Origin of the sequence: Mitsuaria chitosanitabida ATCC BAA-476 = NBRC 102408, assembly GCF_001598255.1 — a bacterium.
GTDB classification, from domain to species: Bacteria; Pseudomonadota; Gammaproteobacteria; order Burkholderiales; family Burkholderiaceae_C; genus Roseateles; species Roseateles chitosanitabidus.
The window spans coordinates 132,153-149,808 of sequence record NZ_BCYP01000004.1; the positions used below are offsets into that span (position 1 = coordinate 132,153).

Here is a 17,656-nt window from a genome sequence, read left to right on the forward strand (position 1 = left end):
ACGTTCCTGCGGCGCCGGGCGCCGCGTCGGTCATTCGGAGCGGGTCCGGCGCCGGGCCGGCCCGCGGGTCGCGTGGACGGATCGCGTCCACGCCGAAGCCGGGAATGGTATGCCAGCGCGCCGGAGCCGACCTGTCGCGGGGCTGTCGGCAGCCCTACCGCGCGCCGTCGGGCGCGTCCGGCTCAGCCGCGATCGACCAGCGTGCGGGCCGTCATGCGCTCGAGGGTGCGCAGGGGGGATTCCTCGGGGTCGTGCATCGCGGCGACGGGCAGGTGGAAGGTCTGCTCGAAGACGTACTGGCCCTTGAGGGCCGCGTGCGAGACCTGGTCCGTGTAGACGATCCAGGTGGCGCCGGCGGGGAACTCGAACAGCCCGCCCTGGCTCAGCGATTGCTGATAGCCCAGGTCGGCCTTCATGCCGTCGTGCAGGCCCAGCATGTAGTGGTCGTAGTCGCTGCGCAGGGCCTTGGTCACGCGCAGCGCGCGCATCAGGCGGTGCTTGCCGGCGAAGGGCCGGCCGATGGCGGGCATGAAGCGGCGGGCGACGGCCTCGAAGGGTTCGCCCACGCGCCACAGGCGGCCGGCGCCGCTCGGGTTGACGTTGCTGAACACGCGCAGGATGCGCTCGCCCTGCGTGGGCGAGGACGGGAAGCTGTCCACGTGCAGCCGCGTGTCGTCCTTGCGCCAGGAGGTCTCGCGGCCGGCGATCTCGGCGGTGCGGTAGCTGGTGCGGGCCTGGCGCAGGCCGTCGGTGTAATGGGGGAGCAGGCGGCGCAGCAGCGCGAGCGAATGCTCCGCGTAGCGGGCCATCACGTCCTGCAGCAGGGCCAGGGTCTCGGGATCCGCCTCGGCGCCGCGCAGGCGCTGGTTGCGCGGGTCGTAGCTGATGTTCTTGCCGCCGCCGCCCAGGTCGGGGCGCAGCAGTTCGCGCTCCTGGCCGGCCAGTTCGAAGGGCAGGTCCGGCATCAGCAGCACATGGCCGCGCTCGAGGCAGGCCGTGGCCTTCTCCTGGACGGAGACCGGCAGCGGGCCGGACCAGCTGTCCACGGGCAGGGAGACGATGTCCGAGAGGACGGGCGAGGCGGCGGGCTGGGCCCGGTTCGGGGAAGTTTCAGTCGCAATCACGCGGGCACCATAGCTGCTTACAACATTGCCCTGCGCAAAGAAAGCGTTAAGGGCAAGTAAACCGGATCGGATCTTCGCACGCCGATCACCGATGGCACGAGGGGAAACGCGGGCGCCGGGCGCGTGACGCATGTCCGGACCCGGGCCGCGGCGGCCATCGCGGGGCGGGACTTGAAATCCGTCGAGGACGCATAATGTGCGGGTTAACCCTATGTTGTCCCCACTCTCCACCCCCAACCTCGTCGAGCGTCTCACCGGGACGTCCCGGTTGCTGCTGCGCCCGCCCGAGGCGGCGGACGCCCGGGCTTTCCGCGAGTTGCTGTCCGACCCGGCGAATCGTCGATTCGAGCCGGGCGGCCGCGCCGCGTCCGAGCGGCTGGAGCACTGGCGGATGCTGTGGGCCCGGGATGGCCTGGGGCCCTGGGCGGTGCGGCTGCGGGAGCAGCCGTCGCTGGGCGCGATCGGTTTCGGCGGACTGAGCCGGGAGCGCATCGGCGGCGTGATGGCCTTGCAGCTGGAGTTCCACTTCCTGTCCGACTTCTGGGGCCGCGGCTATGCGGCGGAGATGTCGCTGGCGGCGCTGGGGCTGGCCTTCGACGGCCTGCATGCGTCGGCGGTGCAGGCGCTGCTGGCGCCGGGGAACACGGCGGCGCGCAAGACGCTGGAGCGGGTGGGGCTGCGGCTGACGGGCTCCGTCGCCGACCATCCGGGCGAGGCGGCCAGCCTGCTCTACGAGATCAACGCTGCGCAGTACGCGGCCCATCCACCGGCCCAGCCCGAGGCGACGCCCTTCGGCGCTTGAGTCGGCGTCCGAGATGGCGCCCGAGCCGGTCGCTCGACCGGCGCGATGCCGCCCTCCGCGTCACTGCTGCGGATAGACCCGCAAGCCCGCCAGGTCCAGCACCCTGAGGCCGCCGTACTCGACGGCGATGAGGCGCTGGTCCTGCAGATGGCGCAGCGCCTCGTTGACGCGCTGGCGGGACAACCCCACCAGATGCCCGAGCTCCTGCTGCGTGATCCGCAGCAGCCCGCCCACTCCGGGATACAGCAGCGGATGGAACAGCGCCGCGAGGTTGCGCGCCACGCGCAGGTCGGGATCGCTCTGGCGATCGATCTCGCGCGCGGCGATGAACTGGCCCAGCCGCTCGTTGAGCTGGTTCAGCACGTAGCGGTTGAAGGCGATGCTGCTCTCCAGCAGCTCGTGGAAGCTCTCCAGCGGCAGCCCGGCGACCACGCTGCGCCGCAGCGCCTGGATGTTGTAGCGATAGACCTCGCGCTTGAGCAAGGTCCCCTCTCCGAACCATCCGCCCGGCGGCACGCCGGTGAAGGTCACCGGCCGCGCGGCCGCGTCGTCGTTGCTCATCTTGAGCAGGCCGTCGATCACGCCGAACCAGTAATTGGCTTCACGCCCGATGCGGCACACACGCTCGCCCACTTCGACCTCGGCCACCTGGATGCTCGAGGCGACGCGCTCGCGCTGCTCCGGCTCGAGCGCCTTCAGCCAGGGGATCGCCGCCATCTCCATCGTCGTCGCGGCCCGCGCGCGCAAGCGCAGCGGCAGCATCGGCACGGGTGGCGCCAGGGGCGAGCGGAGGGGGGCGTCGGTGTGGGCGTCCATCCCCCATTCATCGCGTCCCTGCATGACATCAACCTGACGCGACCCCCTGGGGAAAACACGCCCCCGAACTTTCGCTAGGAATGTCGGCGCAACGACAACACGGCGTCAATGGTCGCGCCTACAGTGCATTCACCCCCGCGGATCGAGCGGCTCCATCAGAGAGACGACAGCGGGGGAGCACAAGGAGACAACGGTGGAACACACCTTCCCCCGGCTGTTGCTGGCCCACGCCCGGCAGCGTCCGCACGCACCCGCCCTGCGCGAGAAGGAGCTCGGCATCTGGCAGACGCTGGACTGGGCCGCGCTCGCCGCGCTGGTGCGCGACATGGCCCACGGCTTCGCGGCCGCCGGCATGACGCGCGGCCAGCACCTCGTCGTCATCGGCGAGAACCGGCCGCGCCTCTACGCCGCGATGCTCGCCGCGCAGTCGCTGGGCGCGATCCCGGTGCCGCTGTACCAGGACGCCGTCGCCGCCGAATTCGCCTACCCGCTGCAGAACGCCGAGGTGGCCTTCGCCATCGTCGAGGACCAGGAGCAGGTCGACAAGCTCATCGAGATCCGGCCGCAATGCCCCTCGCTGAGCCGCATCTGGTTCGACGACCCGCGCGGCCTGCGTCATTACGCGGCCGAGGGGCTGGCCTCCATCGACGAGCTCTGCGGCGAGGGCCGCGCCCACGCGCTGCGCCATCCTGGCCTGTTCGAGACCGAGGTCGACGCGAGCCGCGCCGACGATGTCGCGGCGATGTTCTTCACCTCCGGCACCACCGGTCATCCGAAGGGCGTGGTCCACACCCATGCCTCGCTGATCGACCGCGCGCTCGCCGGCGCGCGCTTCGACAAGCTCACGCACGACGAGGAAGTCCTCGCCTATCTGCCCTGCGCCTGGATCGGCCAGAACATCTTCAGCTACGCGCAGTGGCTGGCCTGCGGCTACGTCGTCAACTGTCCCGAGTCCGCCAGCACCGTCAGCATCGATCTCAAGGAGATCGGCCCGACCTACTACTTCGCGCCGCCGCGCGTCTTCGAGGGCCTGCTCACCAGCGTGATGATCCGCATGGAGGACGCGGGCGCGGTCAAGCGCTGGCTGTTCGCGCGCTGCATGGACCTGGCGCGCCGCGTCGGCCCCGCGCTGATGGACGGCCAGCCGGTGAGCGGCTGGGACCGGCTCAAGTACCGCCTTGGCGACGCGCTGATCTACGGTCCGCTGCGCAACACGCTGGGCTTCTCGCGGGTGCGGGTGGCCTACACGGCGGGCGAGGCCATCGGGCCCGACCTGTTCAGCTTCTATCGCTCCATCGGGATCAACCTCAAGCAGCTCTACGGCTCGACCGAGACCGCGGTCTTCGTCTGCCTGCAGCCCGATCACGAGGCCAAGTCCGACACCGTCGGCGTGCCCATCGACGGCGTCGAGATCCGCCTCGCGGAGAGCGGCGAGATCCTGGTGCGCTCGCCCGGTCTGCTCAAGGGCTACTACAAGAATCCGGCGGCCACGGCCGAGGTGCTCGATGCCGAGGGCTGGTACCGGACGGGGGACGCGGGCTTCCTCGACGCGGGCGGCCACCTGAAGATCATCGACCGCGCCAAGGACGTGGGCCGGCTGCGCGGCGGCGGGCATGACGGCGCGATGTTCGCGCCCAAGTATGTGGAGAACAAGCTGAAGTTCTTCGCCTTCATCAAGGAGGCGGTGGCCTTCGGCGACGGCCGCGACCGCGTCTGCGCCTTCATCAACATCGATGTCGAGGCGGTGGGCAACTGGGCCGAGCGGCGCAACCTGCCGTACGCCGGCTACACCGACCTCGCCAGCAAGCCCGAGGTCTACACGCTGATCCAGGACTGCGTGCGGCAGGTCAACGCGGACCTGGCGCAGGACGAGCGTCTGGCGGGCAGCCAGATCACGCGCTTCCTGGTGCTGCACAAGGAGCTGGATGCCGATGACGGCGAGCTCACCCGCACCCGCAAGGTCCGCCGCGGCGCGATCGCGGAGAAGTACGAGGTGCTGATCTCGGCGCTCTACGCCGGCAAGACCTCGCAGTTCATCGAGACGGCGGTCCGCTTCGAGGACGGTCGCACCGGCAAGGTCGCCGCGGACCTGCGCATCGAGGAGGCCCCGACCTTCTCTCCCACCCGGAGGGCCGCCTGATGAGCGCCACCATCGCCGCGCCGGGATCGGCGCTGTTCCAGGAAGCCGGCGCCTCGATCGCGATGCCGGCGGCCTCCGCCTCGTCCGGCAGTGCCGCGACGGGTCGCCGCGTCGGGGACGTGATCCTCGAGGCGCGCGGCATCACGCTGTCCTTCGGCGGCGTGAAGGCGCTCAACGACATCAGCTTCGACGTCCGCGAGCACGAGATCCGCGCCATCATCGGCCCCAACGGCGCGGGCAAGAGCTCGATGCTGAACTGCATCAACGGCGTCTACCAGCCGCAGCAGGGCCGCGTGATGTTCCGGGGTCAGGACATGCGCCAGCTGAGCCCGCGCGTGCGCCTGCGCCGCATGGCCGAGATGGGCGTCGCGCGGACCTTCCAGAACCTGGCGCTGTTCAAGGGCATGAGCGTGCTGGACAACATCATGACCGGCCGCAACCTGCGCATGCGGCGCAATCTGCTGTGGCAGGCGCTGCGTGTCGGGCCCGCGGTGCAGGAGGAGATCGCCCACCGCGAGAAGGTCGAGCGCATCATCGATTTCCTCGAGATCCAGGCGCATCGCAAGACGCCGGTCGGCGGTCTGCCGTACGGCCTTCAGAAGCGCGTCGACCTGGGCCGCGCGCTCGCGATGGAGCCCAAGGTGCTGCTGCTGGACGAGCCCATGGCGGGCATGAACGTCGAGGAGAAGCAGGACATGTGCCGCTTCATCCTGGACGTCAACGACGAGTTCGGCACCACCATCGTGCTGATCGAGCACGACATGGGCGTGGTCATGGACATCAGCGACCGCGTCGTGGTGCTGGACTATGGCCGCAAGATCGGCGACGGGACGCCCGACGAGGTGCGCGCCAATCCCGAAGTCATCCGCGCCTACCTCGGCGCCGGCGAGTGAGGCCTCGCGGCCAAGGACACGATCATGGGCTTCTTCCTCGAAACCGTCTTCGGCGGGCTGATGGCCGGCATGCTCTACGCCCTGGTGGCGCTGGGCTTCGTGCTGATCTTCAAGGCCTCCGGCGTCTTCAACTTCTCGCAGGGCGCGATGGTGCTGTTCGCGGCGCTGGCGATGGCGCGCTTCGCCGAATGGTTCCCGCAGTGGCTCGGCTTCGAGAGCCAGGTGCTCGCGAACCTGCTCGCGCTGATCGCGGCGGCCGGCTGCCTGGTCGTGGTGGCCTGGCTGGTGGAGCGGCTGGCGCTGCGCGGCCTGGTCAACCAGCCGGCGATCACGCTGCTGATGGCGACGCTGGGCATCAGCTACTTCCTGGACGGCGCGGGTCAGCTGATCTTCGGCAGCGCGACCTACAAGATCGACGTCGGCCTGCCCAAGGATCCGATGTTCGTGCTCGAGAACGTCTTCCAGGGCGGGCTGCTGCTCAACAAGGAGGACCTGTACTCCGCGGTGATCGCGGCGCTGCTGGTGGGCGCGCTGACGCTGTTCTTCCAAAAGACCCGCACCGGCCGCGCGCTGCGCGCCGTCGCCGACGACCACCAGGCCGCGCAGTCCATCGGCATTCCGCTGGCGCGCATCTGGGTGATCGTGTGGTCGGTGGGCGGGCTGGTCGCGCTGGTGGCCGGGATCATCTGGGGCAGCAAGCTGGGCGTGCAGTACTCGATCTCGCTGGTGGCGCTGAAGGCCTTCCCGGTCGTGATCCTGGGCGGGCTGACCTCGGTGCCGGGCGCCATCCTGGGCGGGCTGATCATCGGCGTGGGCGAGAAGCTCTCCGAGATCTACCTCGGCCAGCACCTGGGCGGCGGCATCGAGAACTGGTTCGCCTACGTGCTCGCGCTGGGCTTTCTGCTGGTGCGGCCGCAGGGCCTCTTCGGCGACAAGATCATCGACCGCGTCTGACGCGCGCCGGCAAGGAGACGACCCGTGCTCTATCGTGAAAACGGCCAGTTCAAGGCCTCCTACCGCGCGGACCTGGCGCTGTTCCCCATCGCGCAGGACCGCCTCGCGATGCTGGTGCTGGCGCTGGTGGCCTTCGTCGCCGTGCCCGGGCTGGCCAGCGACTACACCTTCCGCGCCGTGCTGATTCCCTTCCTCGTGCTGTCGCTGGCGGCGCTGGGCCTGAACGTGCTGGTGGGCTACTGCGGGCAGATCTCGCTGGGCACCGGCGCCTTCATGGCGGTGGGTGCCTACGCGGCCTACAACCTGCTGGCGCGCATCGACGGCATGCCGCTGCTGCTGGCCCTGCTGGGCGGCGGTCTCGCGTCGACGGTCTGCGGCGTGCTGTTCGGCTTGCCGAGCCTGCGCATCCGCGGGCTCTATCTCGCGGTGGCGACGCTGGCGGCGCAGTTCTTCATCGACTGGTTCGTCAACCGCGTGCCGTGGGTGACCAACAATTCGTCCTCGGGCTCCGTCAGCGTGGGGCCGCTGCAGATCTTCGGTCTGCCGCTGGAGACGCCGGTGCAGCGCTATCTGCTGTGCCTGTCGCTGGTGGTGGTCTGCGGGCTGGCGACCAAGAACCTGGTGCGCGGCGCCATCGGCCGCGAGTGGATGGCGATCCGCGACATGGACGTCGCCGCCGCCGTCATCGGCATCCGGCCGGTGCACGCCAAGCTGACCGCCTTCGCGGTGAGCAGCTTCATCGTCGGCGTGGCCGGCGCGCTGTGGGCCTTCATCCATCTGGGCGCCTGGGAGCCGGCCGCCTTCGGCATCGACAAGTCCTTCCAGCTGCTGTTCATGATCATCATCGGCGGGCTGGGCTCGATCGCCGGCAGCTTCTTCGGCGCCGCCTTCATCGTGCTGCTGCCGCTGCTGCTGAACTACGTGCCGCACTGGCTGGGCCTGCCGCTGTCCACGGGCACCGCCTCGCACCTGGAGCACATGATCTTCGGCGCGCTGATCGTGTTCTTCCTCATCGTCGAGCCGCACGGTCTCGCAAGGCTCTGGTCCACGGCTCGTCAAAAGTTGCGGCTCTGGCCCTTCCCGCATTGATCGCGCAGTTGAGTCCACGAGATTTCAAACCGCACCGCAGAGTGCACCATCAGGAGACGACACCATGAGCTTGAAGACCCTCGCGCGGGGCGCGCTGTCCGTGGCGGCCTTGGCCGCGGCCGCCGTGCCCTTCCTGGCACAGGCGCAGGCCGCCAACGAGCAGTTCATCCCGCTGCTGGTGTACCGCACCGGCCAGTTCGCGCCGCTGGGCATCCCCTGGGCCGACGGCAAGCAGGACTACCTCAAGCTCGTCAACGCGCGCGACGGCGGCGTGAACGGGGTCAAGCTCGCCTATGAGGAATGCGAGACCGCCTACGACGCCGCCAAGGGCGTCGAGTGCTACGAGCGCCTGAAGGGCAAGGGCGGCGGCGCGTCGGGCTTCGACACGCAGTCCACCGGCATCACCTTCGCGGTGACCGACAAGGCCTTCATCGACAAGGTCGTCGTCGAGACCCCGGGGTACGGCCTGTCGCAGTCGGCCGACGGCACCGTCTTCGAATGGAATTTCCCGCTGCTGGGCACCTACTGGACCGCGGCCGACGTGATGCTGCAGGACATCGCGAAGAAGGAGAAGGGCTCGCTCAAGGGCAAGAAGATCGCGCTGGTCTATCACGACAGCCCCTATGGGAAGGAGCCGATTCCGCTGATCCAGAAGCGCGCCGCGGCCGAAGGCTTCGAGGTGCTGCTGTATCCGGTCACGCCCCCGGGCGTCGAGCAGAAGTCCACCTGGCTGCAGATCCGCCAGCAGCGGCCGGACTACGTGCTGTTCTGGTCCGCCGGCGTGATGACGCCGGCCGGCATCCGCGAGGCGCAGGCCAGCGGCTATCCGCGCGAGAAGATCTACGCCGTGTGGTGGGCCGGCTCGGACCATGACGTCAAGGACATCGGCGCCGGCGCCAAGGGCTACAACGCGATCACGCTGCACAACAGCGCGGCCAAGGACAAGGTCCATGACGAGCTGAGGAAGTACGTCTACGACAAGGGCCAGGGCACCGGCGCGCCCACCGGCATCGGCGCGATCGCGCACACGCGCGGGATGATGATCTCGATGCTGCAGGTCGAGGCCATCCGCACCGCGCAGGAGAAGTTCGGCAAGGGCAAGGTCATGACGCCCGAGCAGGTCCGCTGGGGCTTCGAGAACCTGAACCTGACCGCGGATCGCCTCAAGGCGCTGGGCTTCGGCGAGGTGATGCGTCCGGTGCAGACCAGCTGCTCGAACCACATGGGCACGGACTGGGCGCGCATCGTCCAGTGGGACGGCGCGAAGTGGAACATCGCCTCCGACTGGTACCAGTCGGACAAGACCCACATCGATCCGATGGTCAAGGAGTACGCCGCCAAGTACGCCAAGGACAAGAACCTCAAGCCGCGCAGCTGCGGCTGATCCGCTGATCCAGGAATCCCGCCATGCCAGCCACCATCGCAACCCCTGACCCCGTGGGCGCCACGACCGGCGCCGTCGGCGCGACCGAGGCCGCGGCCGCGGCCACTCCGCTGCTCGACGTCAACGGCATCGAGGTCATCTATCACCACGTGATCCTGGTGCTCAAGGGCGTGTCGTTGCGCGTGCCCACGGGCGCGGTGGTGGCGCTGCTCGGCGGCAACGGCGCCGGCAAGACCACGACGCTGCGCGCCATCTCCAACCTGCTGGCGGGCGAGCGCGGCGAGGTGACCAAGGGCTCGATCGAGCTGCGCGGCGAGCGCATCGAGAAGCTCTCGCCCGCCGAGCTCGTGCACCGCGGCGTCGTCCAGGTGATGGAGGGGCGTCACTGCTTCGCCCACCTGACGATCGAGGAGAACCTGCTCACCGGCGCCTATGCGCGCCGCGACGGCAAGGCCGCCGTGGCCGAGACGCTGGAGAAGGTCTACAACTACTTCCCGCGGCTCAAGACGCGGCGGACCTCGCAGGCCGCCTATACCTCGGGCGGCGAGCAGCAGATGTGCGCGATCGGCCGGGCGTTGATGGCGGGGCCCAGGATGGTGCTGCTGGACGAGCCCTCGATGGGGCTCGCGCCGCAGATCGTCGAGGAGGTCTTCGAGATCGTGCGCGACCTCAACCAGAAGGAGGGCACGACCTTCCTGCTGGCCGAGCAGAACACCAACATGGCGCTGCGCTACGCCGATTACGGCTACATCCTCGAGAACGGCCGCGTCGTCATGGACGGCGCCGCGCAGGCCCTGCGCGACAACGAGGACGTGCGCGAGTTCTATCTCGGCATGGGCGGCGGCGACCGCAAGAGCTTCCGCGACGTCAAGAGCTACAAGCGGCGCAAGCGCTGGTTGACATGAGTCGGTCGGGAAGCGCGGGACCGGGCGTCTCGCCGGATTGAGCGATCGAAGGATCACAGGATCGAAAGATCGACGGGTTTCAAGGGAGAGCAGTTCATGGACAACGACTTCTTCGCGCCGCCGCCGTTCAAGGTCGAGGAGCAGCTGGTGCAACTGCGCCGCGCGCTGCGCGAGCTGCGCAGCCTCACCGAACGGGGCGACGCCTGGAGCTTCGAAGGACAGGAGGTCCTGAAGCTCGCCGCCGGCGACGGCCAGATCGACGCGAAGCTGGCGCGCAAGCCGGCGCGCAGTCCGGACTGGGATGCGCGCCCCTGCCGGTCCTCGGCCGACGTGCGCAAGCTGCAGGACGAGCTCAAGCGCCGCCTCGCGCAGTGGGCGGACGAGTGAGGAGGGACGCGTGATGGCCGCCGAGTTCTCTTCCCGGGTCTCCACCCCCTTCTACGACGCGCACGAGACGCGCGACGCCGCCGCGCGCGAGGCCGCGCTGCTGTCCGCCCTCCCGCACCAGATCGCCAACGCGCGTCAGAACACCGATGCCTATGGCGAGCTGTTGACCGGTGTCGATCCCGACCACGTGCGCACGCGCGCCGCCCTGGCGCGGCTGCCGGTGACGCGCAAGTCGGAGCTGCTCGCGCGCCAGCAGGCGGTGCGGGCGGCACGGCCCTCGGAGCCCTTCGGCGGCTTCTCCGCCATCGGCTGGCGCGGACTCAAGCGCGACAGCGGCGCGCGCCGTGTCTTCCAGTCGCCGGGCACGATCTACGAGCCCGAGGGACTCGGGCGTGATTACTGGCGCATCGGCCGCGCCCTGCATGCGGCGGGGTTGCGCGCGGGTGACCTGGTCCACAACTCCTTCAGCTACCACCTGACGCCGGCCGGCGCCATGATGGAAGGCGGCGCCGAGGCGCTGGGCTGCACCGTCTTCGCGGGCGGTGTCGGCAACACCGAGCTCCAGCTGCAGGCCATGGCCGAGCTGCGGCCGCAGGCCTACGTCGGCACGCCGAGCTTCCTCAAGATCCTGCTGGACAAGGCGGCGGAGCAGGGGCAGCCGCTGTCGGTGCACAAGGCGCTGGTCAGCGGCGAGGCCTTCCCGCCCTCGCTGCGCGACTGGTGCGGCGAGCGCGGCGTGGTGGGCTACCAGTGCTACGCCACCGCGGACCTCGGGCTCATCGCCTACGAGACCTCGGCCCGCCAGGGACTGGTCGTCGACGAGGGCGTGATCCTGGAGATCGTGCGGCCCGGCACCGGCGATCCGGTGCCGGACGGCGAGGTGGGCGAGGTCGTCGTCACGACGCTGAACCCGGACTACCCGCTGATCCGCTTCGGCACGGGCGATCTGTCCGCCGTGCTGCCGGGCCCGTGCCCGACGGGCCGGACCAACGTCCGCATCAAGGGCTGGATGGGGCGCGCGGACCAGAGCGCCAAGGTGCGCGGCATGTTCGTGCATGCCGGGCAGGTGGCGGAGGTGCTCCGGCGTTTCCCCGAGGCCGGACGCGGGCGCTTGGTCGTCGAGGGCGAGATGGCCCAGGACCGGATGACGCTGAAGGTGGAGGTCGGCGGCCAGGTGCCGGAGGGCTTGGGCGAGCGCGTCGCCCTCGCGCTGCGCGAGGTGACCAAGCTGCGCGGCGAGGTGGCCTTCCTCGCCCCGGGCGCGCTGGTCAACGACGGCAAGGTGATCGAGGACCTTCGAAAGTACGAGTGAAGGGCGCCGGTAAAGCCGCAGCCGGACCTGGCGAGGGCGCCGCGCGCGCCGCCGCTTCAGAGGGGCGCGGCGGAGGGCGGCGTCGCCCGCGCGGCGCCACCCGCGTCGGGCCGATACCGGTACCTCGCCCTCCCTTACGTAGTTTCCGCTAGGCGTGCCCGCGAGGGCGGCCCTAGCATCCGCGCCATCACCCACACCGACCCTGACAAGAGGGGAGACCTCCACATGAAGAAGATCCTGCTCGCCTGCGTGGCGGCGCTGACCGCTGGTGCCGCCTGGGCCGACTATCCGGACAAGCCGGTGACGATCGTGGTGCCGTTCGCCGCGGGTGGCCCGACCGACAAGGTGGCGCGCGATCTGGCCGAGGCGCTGCGCAAGCCGCTGAACGCGACCATCGTGATCGAGAACGTCGGCGGCGCCGGCGGCACGCTGGGCGCGACCAAGGTGTCCAAGGCCGCGCCGGACGGCTACACCCTGCTGTTGCACCACATCGGCATGTCGACCTCCCCGGCCCTGTACCGCAACCTGCAGTACAAGACCCTGGACGACTTCGAGTACCTGGGCCTGATCAACGAAGTGCCGATGACGCTGATCTCGCGTCCCAGCCTGCCGGCCAACAACTACGCCGACCTGGTGAAGTGGCTGGGCGCCAACAAGGGCAAGATCAACCTGGCCAACGCCGGCCTGGGTTCCGCCTCGCACCTGTGCGGCCTGCTGTACATGAGCATGCTGAAGATGGACATGACCACCGTCCCGTACAAGGGCACGGGTCCGGCCATGACCGACCTGATCGGCGGCCAGGTCGACATCATGTGCGACCAGACCACCAACACCACGACGCAGATCGACGGCGGCAAGGTCAAGGCCTTCGCGGTCTCGACGCCCAAGCGCCTGGGCGGCACGCTGGCCAAGCTGCCGACGCTGGACGAGTCCGGCCTGAAGGGCTTCAACGTGACGATCTGGCACGGCCTGTACGCGCCCAAGGGCACGCCCAAGCCGGTCCTGGACAAGATCAACACGGCGCTGAAGGCCGCGCTGAAGGATGCCGAGTTCCACAAGCGCGAGGAAGCGCTGGGCGCCGTGATCGTGACCGACGGTCGCGTGAACCCCGCCGAGCACAAGAAGTTCGTCGCCGACGAGATCGCCAAGTGGACCCCGGTCATCAAGGCCGCCGGTCAGTACGCCGACTGATCCCGCCCGAGGGCGAGTCGCTCGCCCCATGAGGAAAGCCCGCCGATCGGCGGGCTTTTTCCTTGGCCGGCCGCGTCGGGCCGGTGTCCGGTGCGCTCGGATCAGTCCGGCGCGCGGCAGACCACGGCCAGCTTGTTGCCTTCCGGATCGCGGAAGTAGGCGGCGTAGAAGTTGGGGCCGTAGATCTCGCGCGGACCGGGCTTGCCTTCGTCGCGGCCGCCGCCGGCGATCGCCGCGGCGTAGGCGGCGTCGACCTGGGCTCGCGTCGACGCGGCCAGCGCCAGCATGGTCCCGTTGCCCGCCGTCGCGTCCAGGCCGTTGTAGGGCGCGACCACCCACAGCTGCGTCTCGCCGCCCTCGGGGCCGTAGCCGACCATCTCGTCGTCCGAATAGCCCGGCTTGAGCCCCAGCGGCGCCAGCACCGCGTCGTAGAAGGTCTTGGCCGCGCGGCGGTCGTTGCTGCCCAGGGTGACGTAGCTGATCATGAGCGGATCCTTGAAATCATGGTGAGAGCCGATCCCGCATTCTCGTCAGTTTGACGTGGCGGATTCATGGCGGGCGCGGGGCCGCGCGCCCAGGGCGATGGCGCGGCGCGGCTCACATGCGCATCGGCAGGGTGACCGGACCGTCGTTGATCAGCTCGACCTGCATGTCGGCGCCGAACTCCCCGGTGGCCACCACCGGATGCTGCGCGCGGGCGAAGTTCACCGCGTGCTCGTAGAGCCGCCGTCCCAGCTCGGCCGGCGCGGCGCCCGTGAAGCTGGGCCGGTTGCCGCCGCTGGTGTCCGCCGCCAGCGTGAACTGCGAGACGATCAGCAGCCCACCGCCGATGTCCTGCACGCTGCGGTTCATCTTCCCGGCCTCGTCGCTGAAGATGCGCAGCTTCAGGATCTTGGCCAGCAGCTTCTCGGCCACCGCCTCGGTGTCCTGCGGCTCGGCGCAGAGCAGCAGCAGCAGGCCCGGGCCGATCGCTCCGGTGCGGCGATCGCCGACGTCGACATGGGCGCGCTTGACGCGCTGGAGCAGGGCGATCATCCAGGGGTGTCCTTTCGGGAAGTGTCGGGCGTCGACGATGGAGCCTTGCTCCGGGCGTCGTCGTCGGAGGCGGCCGCCGCGGCGAGCTCGGGCGGGGCCGGCGGCAGGGGCTGGCCGGCGTCGCGGCCGGCGAGCTCGGCGAAGCGCGTCTCGACGTTGGCCGGCAGCAGCTGGATGCTCGCGCGCAGGCCGGGCAGGGCGCGCATCAGCGCCTGCTCCACCTCGCCGCGCAGCGCGGCCGCATGGCCCAGGGTCCAGCGCGCCGGTACATGCAGGTGCAGGTCGACGAAGCGCTGCGGCCCCGCGACGCGTGTCGCGACATGGTCGAAGCGCAGGTCCGGCGATTCGAAGCCGGCCAGCACCGCCGCGATCGCGCGCTGGTCCTCGGTGTCCAGCGCCTGGTCCATGAGCCCGCCGGTGGACCGCCACATCAGGTGGACCGCCTCGCGCAGGATGTTCAGCGCGACCAGGATGGCCAGCACCGCGTCCAGCCAGATCCAGCCGGTCAGCATCACGCCGATCAGGCCGACGACCACCCCCACGGAGGTCCAGACGTCGGTGTAGAGGTGGCGCGCGTCGGCCTCCAGCGCGATGGAGCGATGCGCGCGCGAGGCCTTCATCATCGCGACCGCCAGGGCCCAGTTGATGCCGGTGCTGACCAGCGACAGCACCAGGCCCAGACCCAGCTGCTCCAGCGGCTGCGGATGCATCAGCCGGCCCACGGCGGCCCAGCCGATGCCCAGCGCGGCGATCAGGATCAGCGCGCCCTCGAAGGCGCTGGAGAAGTACTCCGCCTTGTGGTGGCCGAAGGGGTGGTCCGCGTCGGGCGGGCGCCGGGCGATGGTCACCATGGCCAGGCCGAACAGGGCCCCCGCCAGGTTGACCAGCGATTCGAGCGCGTCCGACAGCAGGCCGACCGACCCGGTCCACCACCAGGCGGCGGTCTTCAGGGCGATGGTCGCCAACGCGACGACCACCGACAGCTTCAGGTATTGCTGGACTTGCATGGACGCGATTTTGCCGGTCCTACAATTCGCGCCGTTCGACGGCCTCGTGACCGCGTGCGACCGCCGCGCCACCTCGGCCGACCGCCCCCGACCCTCCTTCAGCCCGGACAGCCTCATGAGCAACACTCCTCCCGTCCACGACGCCGACCTCAGCCACATCCCGCCGCGCGACAAGGCGGAGCTGCTGTCCCAGGCGCTGCCCTACATCCGCAAGTACCACGGCAAGACCATCGTCATCAAGTACGGCGGCAACGCCATGACGGACCCGGCCCTGCAGCAGGACTTCGCCGAGGACGTGGTGCTGCTCAAGCTGGTCGGCCTGAACCCGGTGGTGGTGCACGGCGGCGGTCCGCAGATCGAGGACGCGCTCAACAAGCTGGGCAAGAAGGGCCACTTCATCCAGGGCATGCGCGTGACCGACGCCGAGACCATGAGCGTCGTCGAATGGGTGCTCGCGGGGGAGGTGCAGCAGGACATCGTGGGCCTGATCAACGCCGCCGGCGGCAAGGCCGTGGGCCTGACCGGCCGCGACGGCGGCATGATCCGCGCCAAGCAGCTCAAGATCCTGGACAAGGACGACCCGGCCAAGGAACACGACATCGGCCAGGTCGGCGACATCGTCAGCATCGACCCCAGCGTCGTGAAGGCCTTGCAGGACGACCAGTTCATCCCCGTCATCAGCCCCATCGGCTTCGGCGAGAACAACGAGAGCTACAACATTAACGCCGACGTCGTGGCCGCCAAGCTGGCCACGGTGCTGCAGGCCGAGAAGCTGCTGATGCTGACCAACATCCGCGGCGTGCTGGACAAGCAGGGCGAGCTGCTGGTCGAGCTGACCCCGCGCCGCATCGACGAGCTGGTCGCCGACGGCACCATCAGCGGCGGCATGATCCCCAAGATCGCCGGCGCGATCGACGCGGCCAAGAGCGGCGTCAACGCGGTGCACATCATCGACGGCCGCGTGCCCCACGCGATGCTGCTGGAGATCCTCTCCGAGAAGGCCTTCGGCACGATGATCCGCTCGTACTGAGCGACCCGTCCGTTGGCCCGGCTTCCGCCGCTCGTGCGCCGGCATCCGCGTCGCCCCGGCGACGCGGTCTGGCTCTTCGACCTGGACGACACGCTGCACCACGCCAGCGGCGGCTCCTTCGCCGCCATCGGCGCGGCGATGAACGACTACATCGTCCGGCACCTGGGCGTGGACGCCGAGCAGGCCCACGCGCTGCGCCGGCGCTACTGGCGCGTCTACGGCGCGACCCTGCTCGGGCTGATCCGGCATCACCGGATTCCCGCCTCGCAGTTCCTCGAGGAGGTGCATGCGCTGCCGGAGCTCGAATCCTTGCTGCGCGGCGCGCGCACGGACCTGGCCTGGCTGCGCCGCCTGCCGGGCCGCCGCATCCTGCTGACCAACGCGCCCGAGCGCTACGCCCGCCGCGTGCTCAAGGCGCTGGGCATCTCGGCGCTGTTCGAGCGCGTCATCAGCGTCGAGCACATGCGCATGTTCGGCCACTACCGCCCCAAGCCCGACGCCCGCATGCTGCGCCACGTCTGCGCGCAGCTGCGGATCGCGCCCTCGCGCTGCACGCTGGTCGAGGACAGCGTGGCCAACCTGCGCACCGCGCACGCCCTGGGCATGGGCACGGTCTGGATGCGCGGCTGGATGGACGAGCCCGCCCACCGGCGCCCCGCCTGCGTCGACCGGCGTGTGGACAGATTGCATCGCCTCCCCCCTCGTTGAGGGGGTGGGCGCGGACCGGCGCGGGAGCGTGGATTGCCTTCTCCGCCCTCGGACGCCGGGGGGCCGGGGCCGGTCGGGGGGACTGGTCCAAGGTCACACCACTGCAAGCTGGGGATTGCCGCTGAAACACGCGACAACCCAGAATGCGCCCGAACGGCTCCAAAGCCGTGAGGGATTGCATGTCACTATTCAGCGTCTTGATCGTCGAGGATCAGCTTCGGTTCCGCGAGGCCTTCGCCCACGCCCTGGAAAAGGCGCCTGACATCCGGCTCGTCGGCATGGCCACCGACCTGCCGCAGGGGAGGAAGATGTTCGACCAGACACGTCCCGACGTGCTGCTGGTCGACCTGGACCTGCCGGGTGGGAGCGGCATCGAACTGATCCGACACGCCGCCCATGTCGCGCCCGAGTGCGAGGTCATGGTCATCTCCGTCTTCGGTGACGAGCAGCACGTGCTCTCGAGCATCGAGGCCGGCGCCACCGGCTACCTGCTCAAGGACTCGCTCGCGCTGGACCTGCCGGGTCAGCTGCGCTCGCTGCGCGCGGGGGGCAGTCCGATCTCCCCCGTGATCGCGCGCCGTCTGCTGCTGCGCCTGGCGCCGCAGGGGAACGGCAACGGGCATGCGCCGCGCGGGTTCGGCGACTCGGCCCCGATGCCGCTGGTCGACGAGCAGGTGGTCGCGCTGTCCGAGCAGGAATCGCGCGTGCTGCACCTGGCCGCCAAGGGCTTCACCTTCGACGAGATCGCGCAGTTCATGAACGTGTCGCCGCACACGATCATGACTTACGTGAAGCGCACCTACCGCAAGCTGCAGGTGCGCTCCAAGGTCGAGGCCATCTACGAAGCGCGCCGCCTGGGCTGGTTGCGGGACTGAGCGC

At 69.8% G+C, this 17,656-nt stretch carries 18 protein-coding genes; 13 read left to right on the forward strand and 5 right to left on the reverse strand.

Translation table 11 applies throughout. From position 1 onward, the window contains the following. Nucleotides 1-182 precede the first annotated feature (182 nt). Nucleotides 183-1,124, reverse strand: a complete 942-nt coding sequence (gene kdoO, locus MCHT01_RS02015; RefSeq protein WP_245643132.1) for a Kdo hydroxylase KdoO — start codon at nt 1,122-1,124, stop codon at nt 183-185. 211 nt (nt 1,125-1,335) lie between these two features. Between kdoO and MCHT01_RS02020 the strand changes: the two genes are divergently transcribed. Beyond that, nucleotides 1,336-1,926: a GNAT family N-acetyltransferase gene (locus MCHT01_RS02020; protein ID WP_084451626.1), complete on the forward strand. Its 591-nt coding sequence runs from the start codon at nt 1,336-1,338 to the stop codon at nt 1,924-1,926. A gap of 60 nt (nt 1,927-1,986) precedes the next feature. Here the strand turns inward: MCHT01_RS02020 and MCHT01_RS02025 are convergent, their stop codons facing one another. Beyond that, nucleotides 1,987-2,688 (reverse strand): Crp/Fnr family transcriptional regulator, encoded by a 702-nt coding sequence (locus MCHT01_RS02025; RefSeq protein WP_067061931.1) that lies wholly within the window; start codon nt 2,686-2,688, stop codon nt 1,987-1,989. A 247-nt stretch (nt 2,689-2,935) separates the two neighbouring features. Between MCHT01_RS02025 and MCHT01_RS02030 the strand changes: the two genes are divergently transcribed. From MCHT01_RS02030 to MCHT01_RS02070, 9 genes are all read left to right on the forward strand, one after another. Next, a complete protein-coding gene (locus MCHT01_RS02030) occupies nt 2,936-4,882 on the forward strand; it encodes an AMP-binding protein (RefSeq protein ID WP_067061659.1) in 1,947 nt (648 codons plus the stop codon). A 62-nt stretch (nt 4,883-4,944) separates the two neighbouring features. Beyond that, nucleotides 4,945-5,775 carry an ABC transporter ATP-binding protein gene (locus tag MCHT01_RS02035; RefSeq protein WP_067061934.1) on the forward strand — a complete coding sequence of 277 codons (831 nt, stop codon included), beginning with the start codon at nt 4,945-4,947 and terminating at the stop codon, nt 5,773-5,775. Nucleotides 5,776-5,799: 24 nt separating this feature from the next. Then, nucleotides 5,800-6,729: a branched-chain amino acid ABC transporter permease gene (locus MCHT01_RS02040; RefSeq protein WP_067061662.1), complete on the forward strand. Its 930-nt coding sequence runs from the start codon at nt 5,800-5,802 to the stop codon at nt 6,727-6,729. A 24-nt stretch (nt 6,730-6,753) separates the two neighbouring features. Beyond that, nucleotides 6,754-7,818 carry a branched-chain amino acid ABC transporter permease gene (locus tag MCHT01_RS02045; RefSeq protein ID WP_067061665.1) on the forward strand — a complete coding sequence of 355 codons (1,065 nt, stop codon included), beginning with the start codon at nt 6,754-6,756 and terminating at the stop codon, nt 7,816-7,818. A 64-nt stretch (nt 7,819-7,882) separates the two neighbouring features. Next, nucleotides 7,883-9,202, forward strand: a complete 1,320-nt coding sequence (locus MCHT01_RS02050) for an ABC transporter substrate-binding protein (RefSeq protein ID WP_067061667.1) — start codon at nt 7,883-7,885, stop codon at nt 9,200-9,202. Nucleotides 9,203-9,225: 23 nt separating this feature from the next. Continuing rightward, nucleotides 9,226-10,107, forward strand: coding sequence for an ABC transporter ATP-binding protein (locus MCHT01_RS02055; protein WP_084451628.1), 882 nt, complete (start codon nt 9,226-9,228; stop codon nt 10,105-10,107). A gap of 96 nt (nt 10,108-10,203) precedes the next feature. Further along, nucleotides 10,204-10,494 carry a hypothetical protein gene (locus tag MCHT01_RS02060; protein WP_067061670.1) on the forward strand — a complete coding sequence of 97 codons (291 nt, stop codon included), beginning with the start codon at nt 10,204-10,206 and terminating at the stop codon, nt 10,492-10,494. Between the two features lie 13 nt (nt 10,495-10,507). Continuing rightward, entirely contained in the window at nt 10,508-11,806 is a 1,299-nt protein-coding gene (locus MCHT01_RS02065) for a phenylacetate--CoA ligase family protein (RefSeq protein ID WP_067061673.1), read from the forward strand. A gap of 225 nt (nt 11,807-12,031) precedes the next feature. Continuing rightward, nucleotides 12,032-12,997: a tripartite tricarboxylate transporter substrate-binding protein gene (locus MCHT01_RS02070; RefSeq protein WP_067061676.1), complete on the forward strand. Its 966-nt coding sequence runs from the start codon at nt 12,032-12,034 to the stop codon at nt 12,995-12,997. A 101-nt stretch (nt 12,998-13,098) separates the two neighbouring features. On the opposite strand, the gene MCHT01_RS02075 is transcribed toward MCHT01_RS02070, so the two are convergent. The 3 genes from MCHT01_RS02075 to MCHT01_RS02085 all read right to left on the reverse strand — a co-directional run bounded on the left by MCHT01_RS02075 (nt 13,099) and on the right by MCHT01_RS02085 (nt 15,039). Then, nucleotides 13,099-13,482 (reverse strand): VOC family protein, encoded by a 384-nt coding sequence (locus tag MCHT01_RS02075; RefSeq protein WP_067061678.1) that lies wholly within the window; start codon nt 13,480-13,482, stop codon nt 13,099-13,101. 112 nt (nt 13,483-13,594) lie between these two features. Next, entirely contained in the window at nt 13,595-14,032 is a 438-nt protein-coding gene (gene dtd, locus MCHT01_RS02080) for a D-aminoacyl-tRNA deacylase (RefSeq protein ID WP_067061680.1), read from the reverse strand. Then, nucleotides 14,029-15,039 (reverse strand): cation diffusion facilitator family transporter, encoded by a 1,011-nt coding sequence (locus tag MCHT01_RS02085; RefSeq protein WP_084451630.1) that lies wholly within the window; start codon nt 15,037-15,039, stop codon nt 14,029-14,031. Before MCHT01_RS02085 ends, dtd begins: the two co-directional genes overlap by 4 nt. 115 nt (nt 15,040-15,154) lie before the next feature. Here MCHT01_RS02085 and argB point away from each other — a divergent pair, with 115 nt between their 5' ends. The 3 genes from argB (at nt 15,155) to MCHT01_RS02100 (ending at nt 17,652) form a co-directional block, all read left to right on the forward strand. Then, entirely contained in the window at nt 15,155-16,069 is a 915-nt protein-coding gene (argB, locus tag MCHT01_RS02090; protein WP_067061938.1) for an acetylglutamate kinase, read from the forward strand. Nucleotides 16,070-16,081: 12 nt separating this feature from the next. Beyond that, nucleotides 16,082-16,777: a pyrimidine 5'-nucleotidase gene (locus MCHT01_RS02095; RefSeq protein ID WP_245643133.1), complete on the forward strand. Its 696-nt coding sequence runs from the start codon at nt 16,082-16,084 to the stop codon at nt 16,775-16,777. A gap of 179 nt (nt 16,778-16,956) precedes the next feature. Next, nucleotides 16,957-17,652, forward strand: a complete 696-nt coding sequence (locus MCHT01_RS02100; RefSeq protein ID WP_067061683.1) for a response regulator — start codon at nt 16,957-16,959, stop codon at nt 17,650-17,652. The last annotated feature ends 4 nt before the right edge of the window (nt 17,653-17,656 follow it).